General features: G+C 73.5%; 2 protein-coding genes and 1 pseudogene. 1 reads left to right on the top strand and 2 read right to left on the bottom strand.

From position 1 onward, the window contains the following. Positions 1 to 415, top strand: a pseudogene (locus tag CCN56_RS43685) (hypothetical protein); the annotation flags it as partial. Between the two features lie 18 nt (positions 416 to 433). Here CCN56_RS43685 and CCN56_RS38250 read toward each other — a convergent pair. Both CCN56_RS38250 and CCN56_RS38245 read right to left on the bottom strand, forming a co-directional pair. After that, the gene (locus CCN56_RS38250) at positions 434 to 1,177 is read right to left on the bottom strand and encodes a peptidase E (RefSeq protein ID WP_086832257.1); all 744 of its coding nucleotides are present in this window, start codon (positions 1,175 to 1,177) and stop codon (positions 434 to 436) included. Between the two features lie 92 nt (positions 1,178 to 1,269). Then, positions 1,270 to 2,511: MFS transporter (locus CCN56_RS38245; RefSeq protein ID WP_086832256.1), on the bottom strand; the 1,242-nt coding region annotated here is incomplete at its 5' end.

The raw sequence follows: 2,511 nt of genomic DNA, 5'->3' as shown, positions 1-2,511 counted from the left end.
CCGCCCGCCCCGCCGGCGCCGCTCCCGCAGGCCGCTCCGGTACGTGCCGGCCGCCGTGATCCTGCTCCTCGCCCTGGCCTGGCTCGCGTGGCGCGAGTACGGCCCCCGGGTCTCGGTCCAGGACATCGCCGTCACCGCCCCCGAAGCGCCGCTCGGCTGCGACGCCACGGCGAACGTGGTGGGCGTCGTACGCACCGACGGCCGCCCCGGCACCCTCACGTACCACTGGGAACGCAGCGACGGCACCCGCTCCGCGCCTCTGCGCGAGACCCTGGCCCGCGACCAGAAGGAGGCCCGGCTCCACCTCCTGTGGACCTTCCAGGGCCGAGGCACCCACCATGCCGTGGCGCGCCTCGTGGTCACGTCCCCCACCACCCGCACGGCCGAGGGCACGTTCACGTACCGCTGCGAGTGAGTCCGGCACATCACCGGCTCAGAGGAGACGACAGGGCAGGGCCCGTTCGCTCACTCCGCCGTCCTCGTCCGGCTCCACCCGGAACAGCCGGGCCTGCGGGGTGCGGCTCACGGCGTCCGTCAGCCGACCGCCGGTGAAGAGGGCGCCGACACCGTCCTCCACCGCCCAGCCGGCGGCGAGCGAGCCGGTCGCCACGGCCGCCCGGTAGGAGGCCCGGCGTCCCGGCTCACTGTCGTAGTGGGGACAGACCGAGCCGGGCAGCAGGCCAAGGCCGTCGGACAGGTGCGTCAGCGGCCCGAAGGAGTCGGTGTGCGAGCCCTCGGCCCAGCAGTTGGCGCCGGCGCTGATCCCGCACAGCAGAGTCCCCCGCTCGTAGGCCTCGCGCAGCAAACGGTCCACACCGTGTGCCCGCCACACCGCCAGCAGGTTCGCGGTGTTGCCCCCACCCACGTACACGATGTCCTGGGAGAGCAGGAACGCGCGCAGGGCGTCGTCATCGAGCTCGCGCCGTAACAGAGGGAGGACGCCGGCTTCACAACCGCGCGAGCGATACGCGGCGAGGAACTGCTCGACGTAGCCGGGGGCGTCACCGCTGGCCGTGGGGACGAAGCAGACCCTGGGCCGTGCGGCGCGCACCTGACCGAGCACCCAGTCGTCCAGCAGACCGTCGTCGTCGGTGGAGAAACCGCCGCCGAGAAGGGCCAGCCGACGCTCGGGAACGGCAGCCACGGGGTCCTCCTTCACGGCTCGGACGTCATGCATCCGGTCGATCCTTCCCCGGACCGACCGTCGGTACAAGAGGTACAAGGGCCGTGTCGGCCGATGCAACGGCATGGACGGCCGGTGGGTCCCCCTCACATCGTCGAGGTGCGAGCGCCGGGGAGGTTCGCGTGGCCCGGGAGCGACCGTTCGGCGCACAGGAGGACCGCCGCGCCGGTCAGGACCACGAGGGCGAGCACCGTCCACAGGTGCCACGGTCCCGCGTCGAGGAGGAATCCCAGGAGCAGCGGTGCGATGGTGCGGCAGACCGACCAGGACAGCTGGTGGACCGACAGGTACCGGCCTCGCAGATGGTCGGGGGCCGCCTGGACGGACAGGCTCTGCGCGGGTGCGGAGTGGACGAGTTCGCCCGCGGTGTAGAGCGCGGCGACCGCCAGGACGGCGACGAGGGCGTCCGCGCCGGAGACCAGCCGGGGGAGGGCGGCGAAGGCGGCGAACGAGAGCGCGAAGGTGGCCGCGCCCAGTGCGGCCGTACGGGTGCGTCTGCCGCGCGAGGTGAGCCGGGCGGCGGGGACGCCGAGCGCGGCGACCAGCACGGTGTTGACCGCGAAGACGGCCCCGGCCAGGGCGTCGGGCAGGGCGACGTCGCGGGTGAGGAAGACCGGCAGGGCCATGGCCTGGGCGGTGTAGCCGAAGGCGATGAGGAAGTTGGCCGTCGTGATGAGGAGGTAGGGGCGGTCGGCGAGCACCTGGCGGTATCCGCCGCGGGTGTCCGGCCGCTCGGTGACGGTGCGGACCGGCTGGGGTATCCGGGCCACCAGGACGGCCGCGACGGCGAAGACCGCGGCCAGGGACTCGGCGGCGACGATGAAGCCGGTGGTCCCGTTCCACGCGAGCATGCCGGCCGCGGCCAGGCTGCCGCATCCCATGCCGGCGTTGCGCAGGCTGCGGTCCCAGGCCAGGAGCCGGTCCCGCTCGGCGCCTTGGGCGAGGTCGCCGATGAGCGACTGCTGGCTCGGTGAGGACGCCCACATCCCCACCGCCACCACCAGGGCGATCGTCAGGAAGGCGGGGTAGGAGTCGGCGAACGGGTACGCGGCGAAGCCGACCGCTCGCAGCGCGAGGACGCCGATGAGGACGCGGCGGCCGCCGAAGCGGTCGATGAGGATGCCCGCGGCGGGCATGAAGGCGAGCGCGCTGAGCCCGGCGATCGTGAGGCCCGTGCCGATCGACGTGAGGGACAGCCCCGTGAGTCCATGGATGAACAGCATGGTCAGCGGTACGTAGATGCCGTCGCCGATCGAGGTGGCCAGGCTTGAGGCGATGAGTCGGCGGCGGGCGGGGACTTCGGCGGCGGAGGGGTGGACGGCCGGCGG

The organism is Streptomyces sp. NRRL B-24572 (assembly GCF_002156145.1).
GTDB lineage: Bacteria > Actinomycetota > Actinomycetes > Streptomycetales > Streptomycetaceae > Streptomyces > Streptomyces vietnamensis.
Note: the sequence above shows the minus strand (reverse complement) of the source record. Positions and strands in the feature narration are given on the sequence as shown.